At 63.9% G+C, this 6379-nt stretch carries 6 protein-coding genes; 2 read left to right on the top strand and 4 right to left on the bottom strand.

Annotation, left to right across the window (positions count from 1 at the left end; genetic code table 11):
* Both groEL and I6F16_RS20530 read right to left on the bottom strand, forming a co-directional pair.
* A partial coding sequence (gene groEL, locus I6F16_RS20535) for a chaperonin GroEL (RefSeq protein WP_225173966.1) occupies positions 1 to 691 on the bottom strand: 691 nt, incomplete at its 3' end.
* 48 nt (positions 692 to 739) lie between these two features.
* Positions 740 to 1054: a co-chaperone GroES gene (locus I6F16_RS20530; protein ID WP_025037205.1), complete on the bottom strand. Its 315-nt coding sequence runs from the start codon at positions 1052 to 1054 to the stop codon at positions 740 to 742.
* A gap of 378 nt (positions 1055 to 1432) precedes the next feature.
* Between I6F16_RS20530 and I6F16_RS20525 the strand changes: the two genes are divergently transcribed.
* The gene (locus I6F16_RS20525) at positions 1433 to 1720 is read left to right on the top strand and encodes an usg protein (RefSeq protein WP_036015394.1); all 288 of its coding nucleotides are present in this window, start codon (positions 1433 to 1435) and stop codon (positions 1718 to 1720) included.
* A gap of 126 nt (positions 1721 to 1846) precedes the next feature.
* Here the strand turns inward: I6F16_RS20525 and I6F16_RS20520 are convergent, their stop codons facing one another.
* On the bottom strand, positions 1847 to 3982 hold the full coding sequence (locus I6F16_RS20520; protein ID WP_225114399.1) for a tetratricopeptide repeat protein: 2136 nt from the start codon (positions 3980 to 3982) through the stop codon (positions 1847 to 1849).
* 413 nt (positions 3983 to 4395) lie between these two features.
* Between I6F16_RS20520 and I6F16_RS20515 the strand changes: the two genes are divergently transcribed.
* On the top strand, positions 4396 to 4923 hold the full coding sequence (locus I6F16_RS20515; protein WP_225114400.1) for a cupin domain-containing protein: 528 nt from the start codon (positions 4396 to 4398) through the stop codon (positions 4921 to 4923).
* A gap of 117 nt (positions 4924 to 5040) precedes the next feature.
* Here I6F16_RS20515 and I6F16_RS20510 read toward each other — a convergent pair whose 3' ends face one another.
* The gene (locus I6F16_RS20510) at positions 5041 to 6291 is read right to left on the bottom strand and encodes a nucleoside transporter C-terminal domain-containing protein (protein WP_225114401.1); all 1251 of its coding nucleotides are present in this window, start codon (positions 6289 to 6291) and stop codon (positions 5041 to 5043) included.
* Positions 6292 to 6379 lie beyond the last annotated feature (88 nt).

Genomic DNA, 6379 nt, shown 5'->3' with positions numbered 1-6379 from the left:
TCAGCGAGGAGAGCTTCTTCTCGTTGATGAGGATGTAGGCGTCGTCCATCTCAACGCGCATCTTGTCGGCGTTGGTGACGAAGTAGGGCGAGATGTAGCCGCGGTCGAACTGCATGCCCTCGACCACATCGAGCTCGGTCTCGAGCGACTTGGCTTCCTCGACGGTGATGACGCCCTCGTTGCCGACCTTCTTCATGGCGTCGGCGAGGAACTTGCCGATCTCGGCATCGCCGTTGGCCGAGATGGTACCGACCTGGGCGATCTCGTCGTTCGAGGTGACCTTCTTCGAGTTCTTCTCGAGGTCGGCCACGACGGCTTCGACTGCGAGGTCGATACCGCGCTTAAGGTCCATCGGGTTCATGCCGGCGGCAACGGACTTCGCGCCTTCCTTCACGATCGCCTGGGCCAGCACGGTGGCGGTGGTGGTGCCGTCGCCGGCCGCGTCAGCGGACTTGGAAGCGACTTCGCGCACCATCTGGGCGCCCATGTTCTCGAACTTGTCGTCGAGCTCGATCTCCTTGGCGACGGTGACGCCGTCCTTGGTAATGCGGGGAGCGCCGAACGACTTGTCGAGCACGACGTTCCGGCCCTTCGGACCGAGCGTGACCTTCACCGCATTGGCGAGAACGTCGACGCCGCGCAGCATCTTGTCGCGCGCTTCAACCGAGAATTTGACTTCTTTGGCTGCCATCTGGAGTTTTCCTTAGGTGAGTTTGACTGGAGGGGAGGAGAGGGGCTCTTAAGCCGCCTTCTTCTTGGACTCGCTGACTTCGAGAACGCCCATCACGTCGCTCTCCTTCATGATCAGCAGGTCCTGGCCGTCGATCTTGACCTCGGTGCCGGACCACTTGCCGAAAAGCACGCGGTCGCCGACCTTCAGGTCGATCGGGATCAGCTTGCCAGCTTCGTCGCGGCCACCGGGGCCAACGGCGACGACTTCGCCCTGGGAGGGCTTTTCCTTGGCAGTGTCGGGAATGATGATGCCGCCAGCGGTCTTCTCTTCGGCGTCGATGCGCTTGACCACGACGCGGTCGTGAAGCGGACGGAATTTCATGCAGTCCTCCTAAGCAATTGCTCGGGTTGAGGTTTTGAGATTGTTAGCAATCGTTGCCCGTGAGTGCTAGCACGAGCGAGCCTGAAATAGGACAGGAATTTTGCGGGAGCAAGGGTTTGTAGCAGAAAAAATAGCAGCCGAAAGCGCGGACTGCCAGAAACTCCTCGCCATCGTTAACCCGGCAGCCGTGACCGTATTAGCACGGAGTCGTCTCTGCTGCTAAAGCATTGAATTTCAACAGCTTGTTAAACTTTTGGGCTTGAGATGAGTTGTCAGTTTGCGTCACATTTCTCTCATGTGAGCGCATCGTTTCCGGGTGGCTCCCCGGGGCACGGACCAAGCCACTCGCCGAATGCGCTCCTGCAAAGGAGGTTTGGCATGGGACTGCGCGTTGGGGGCGTTTCCGAGGAATTCCGGAAACAGATGCTGGGCTACGGGCTGACGACGGCACAAATTCTCTATCGGATGCCGGATCATCCCTCGCTGCTCCAGACCTATGTCTGGCAGAACTACGACATGTTTCCGAAATTCCCCGCGCTGACCGATTTCCTGGCGTTCTGGCAGGAGAAGCTCGACGGTCCCCTCCATTCGGTGACGGTGGCCCATTCCAAGCTGATCAAGCCGGCCGAGCTCCGCGCCGTTGACGGCGTGTTCCGCCTGCATTGAGGCCGCGTAGGGTGGATTAGCCTGCGGCGGCGCGACGCGCTGCCGCTGGCGTAATCCACCTCGTTTCTCTCCGCGTGCCGAAACAGAAACGGTGGATTACGCCTTCGGCTAATCCACCCTACGATATCACGCACCGACAGCGCCGCTGCAATAACGCGTCCACATCGCGCGATAGGCCGCGTCCACCGCGCGTGCATATGAGACGGGGTTGCCCGCGGCCGCGGCGTTGATCGTTGCGGGCAACTCGCGGCGCAACTTGTCGAGCTCGCCGATCTCGGCCGCGCGGCTGGCCGCGATCTCGACATAGGCCTCCTCGCTGTCGGCGACCCAGTCCGGCAGGCCAAGCGCGGTGAGGATGGCGCCGGCGGCGCGGCCGGGCAGGCTGTTGCCGAGCTTCGCCACCACGGGCACGCCCATCTGCAGGGCTTCCCATGTGCTGACGCCGCCGTTCTGCGGGAACGGATCGAGAGCAATATCGATGCGATTGAACGATGCCAGATGCTCGTCCCGCAAGGTGACCCCGAGCAGATCGACGCGTTCGGCCGGCAATCGGCAAGCCGCAAATCGCGCCAGCAGCTTGTCGCGGACCAGCTGGTCGTCGAGCGCAACGTCCTTGATCAGCAGTCGCGAGCCCGGCACCCGTTCGAGGATCCTGGACCAGACTGCCGCCGCCTCGTCCGAGATCTTGCTGATGCGGTTGAAGACACCGAACGTGACGAAGCCGTTCGAGAGCGCCGGCGTTCCGGCCCGCGTAATCCCGGCCGGCAGCGGCGCCAGCGTCACGAAGCACGGCAGGTCGACCACCGTCTCTGCAAACAGATGCCGAACGTCGTGCGGAATCCCGACCGGATCCGAGAACAGATAATCGATTGTCGGCAACCCGGTGCCGGTGCCATGGCCCCAGCCGTGCGCCTGGATCGGTGCCGGCTTGCGCGCAAATACGCCGAGGCGGTTTCCTTTGGTATGGCCGGACAGATCGATCAGGATATCGATGCGATCGTCGCGAATCTGGGCGGCGAAGCGATCGTCGCTCCATTGCGAGGCGTCACGCCAGCGATCGGCGATGCCTTGAAATTCGCGTGTCGTCGCGTCCTCCTTCGCCGAGCACGAGTAGCACACGATCTCGAACTGGGCGCGGTCATGGTGTTGCAGGACGGGCTTGAAGATGAACGCAGCCGAATGCGCGTTGAAGTCCGAGGAGACGTAGCCAAGCACCAGGCGGCGATCCGGATCGCGGCCGTTGTCATGCGGTGCCGCCGCTTCTGAAGCGATTCTCGCGCCGATCCGCTCCCACCATACGCGTCGCGCCTGCTGATGCCGCTCGACGCTGGCGTCCGGCACGAAATCGAGCGTGAAGATCTTGCTCGAGATCGCGCTCTCGAGATCGGGCCTGATATCGAGGGCTCTGTCGAAACTGGCGAGGGCTTCGTCGACCCGGCCTAGTCCGGCAAGACAAAGGCCCAGCACCAGATGAGCCTGATCGGAATCGGGCGCGATCGCGAGCGCCCTCTCGCAATCGGATAGTGCCTGGGCCATCTGCCGGGTCTGGAGCAAGACATTGGCGCGCCAGAGCCATCCGTTCACGTCGTCAGGGGCGAGGGCGATTGCCCGGTTGCAATCCGCCATGGCCTCGTCGAATCGCTGCAGCTCCCGGAGTGCCACGGCGCGGTTCGCCAGCGCCGCCGCATAGTCGGGCTTGATCGCGAGCGCGCGGTTCAGGCTTGCAAGAGCCTTGTCGTAGTTGCGCAGACGGCAGAGCGTGGAGCCGCGGCCGTTGTGGGCTTCGGCGAGGTTTGCGTCGACGGCGAGCGCCCGATCGTAGCTGTCGAGCGCTTCCTGGTAGCGATCCAGGGCCGCGCTCGCGTTCCCGAGATTGGAGAGAGCGAGGGCGTAGTTGGGCCGCAAGGCGAGCGCCTTGCGATAGCTCTCGCGGGCATCATTGTGACGTTTCAGCCCGTTCAGCGCGACGCCCAGGCTCATATGGGCTTCGGCCGATCGCGGATCGACGACAACCGCCCGGCTCAGCAGGCTCTCGGCCTGCTGATAATTCCCAGCATCGGACTCCAACGCGCCGAGCATATGCAGCGCGATGAATTGATTGGGCGCGATCTGCAGGAGCTGGCGATAGGCAGCCTTGGCCCCGGGCAAGCGTCCCTTCTTGTGCAACTCGAGCGCTTGCCCGAGCAAGGGCAGCACGTCGGCCTTTTGCCGCTTCTGAAGCCGGGCATTTTGAAATGCACGCTGACCGACATTGCTGCCCATGAATCAATTCCCCGGATTTCCCGGGCGAGACTAGTTCAGCGCGAGAACGAAGACGAGACGACCCCTGTCCGGCACGACAGCTTGGGGCAAGCTACGAAGCGATGCGGTGATCGCGTGACTGGCCTCGAGCTCTTACCCTCCCCTGGAGGGGGAGGGTCGGCATGCAATCGAGCGAAGCGAGATTGCATGACGGGGTCGGGTGATCTCTCCACTCTGGCACTGTTCGTTGCGGAGGGACCGTCACCCCACCCCGCTCGCGCTGCGCGCGATCGACCCTCCCCCTCCAGGGGAGGGTGAGAACGCGGATGCGGCGCTACTCCAGGTCTGCGATTGCTGCCTCGCCCGGGACTGGGTAACCTAGTGTTCAAGCCATACCCGTGCGACGGGCGCGGCTCAGAACAGGGAGGCAGACAATGGCCAAGCAAAAGGCATCGAGGCCCGCATTGAAGACCGCGGTGAAGAAGCGGAGCGGCGCCAAGGCGGCGGCGCGATCCTCGGCACGCAAGGCCGTGAAGGTGAAGGCGCGCACTGCCGCTGCGAAAAAGCCCGCACGTCCGAAGCAGCGCATCGCCGTCAGCCATCACCGCGAGGAAGACTTCAAGGCCGACGGCCTGCGTGCCTACGCGAAGTATCGCGATCTCGGCATCGCCGAGGCGACCCATGGCCTCGCGCAGGCGCATGTGATCCGCCTGCAAGGCCCCTGCAACCCGGCCGAGGTGTCCAAGCTCCACTATCACGACGTCGAATTCCAGATGGTCTACGTGCTCAAGGGCTGGGTGAAGACCTATATGGACGGGCAGGGCGAGACCTTGATGCAGCAAGGCAGCGCCTGGACCCAGCCGCCGAAGATCAGGCACATGATCCTGGACTATTCGGACGACGTGGAGCTGCTGGAGGTGATCCTCCCCGCTGAGTTCAAGACGGTGGAGCTGAAGGCCTAAGCGACGCCTACCACCGCTCTCTCTGTCGTCATGCCCGGGCTTGTCCCGGGCATCCACGTCTCGGCCGCAGCTAAGGACGTGGATGGCCGGGACGAGCCCGGCCATGACGGCAGCTTGTCAAGCCAACACCCCCACCACCGCTCCCATCAGACACGTCGTCAGCGTCCCCGACACGATCGACTTCAGCCCCAGCGCGTTGATCTCCTCGCGCCGCTCGGGTGCCATCACACCTAAGCCGCCGATCATGATGCCGAGGCTGGCGAAATTGGCGAAGCCGCACATTGCATAGAGCATGATCAGGCGCGAGCGCGGATCGAGCGTATCGGGCGGCAGCTTCGAGAAGTCGACATAGGCGATCAATTCGTTCAGCACGGTCTTGGTGCCCATCAGGCTGCCGGCAGTGATCGCCTGATCCCACGGCAGCCCCATCAGCCAGCACACCGGCGCCATGACGAGGCCGAGCAGCCGCTGCAGCGAGATCGCGGCCCCGCCGACGTGCGGGAGCAGGCCGAGCATTGCGTTGACGAGATAGACCAGCGCCACCAGCACCAGCAGCATCGCGACGATGTTGATCAGCAGCTCGATGCCCGCGCTGGTGCCTTTCACGATCGCGTCCATCGTGCTGGCGACCTCCATCTGCGGATCCTCCAGCGCGCCGCCGGTGCGCTTGTCGGAGGTTTCAGGGACCATGATCAGGCTGACCAGGATCGCCGCCGGCGCGCCGAGCACCGAGGCGATGACGAAATGTGCGGCCGCGTCGGGAATGAGCGGCGCCAGCAGCGTCGCATAGAGCACCAGCACGGTGCCGGCGATGCCGGCCATGCCGCCGGTCATGACCAGGAACAATTCGCTGCGCGTCATCTGTGCCAGATACGGCCGCACGAACAGCGGCGCCTCGACCATGCCGAGGAAGATGTTGGCGGCGGTCGAAAGCCCGACCGCGCCGCCGACGCCGAGGGTGCGCTCCAAGAGCCAGGCCATGCCGCGGACGATCGGCGGCAGCACGCGCCAATAGAACAACAGCGTCGTGAGCACGCTCATGACCAGCACGATCGGCAGCGCCTGGAACGCCAGGATGAAGTCCGCGCCTGGCGCCTTCAGGTCGAAGGGCAGGGGTCCGCCGCCGATATAGCCGAACACGAAGGCGGAGCCGGCCCGCGAGGCCGCCGAGATCGCGCCGACCGCCTCGTTGATGGCGCCGAAGGCATGGGCGACGACCGGCAGCTTCAGCAGCACGAGGGCGGTGACGAAGGTCGCGGCAAGGCCGATCGCCGCCTGGCGCAGCGACACCGCGCGACGATTTTCCGCCAGCGCGAAGGCGATCAGCAGCAATGCGAAAATGCCGAGTGCAGATTGCAGGCGCAGCATGATGTCTCAAGCCCCTCGATGATTATGGCCGCCCATGCGTTGCAAAGGCAATGCCGGGAGCAGCCGGGAACGACCAGTGTTGACAAGC

The organism is Bradyrhizobium sp. IC4060 (assembly GCF_020193715.1).
Lineage (GTDB): Bacteria > Pseudomonadota > Alphaproteobacteria > Rhizobiales > Xanthobacteraceae > Bradyrhizobium > Bradyrhizobium yuanmingense.
Note: the sequence above shows the minus strand (reverse complement) of the source record. Positions and strands in the feature narration are given on the sequence as shown.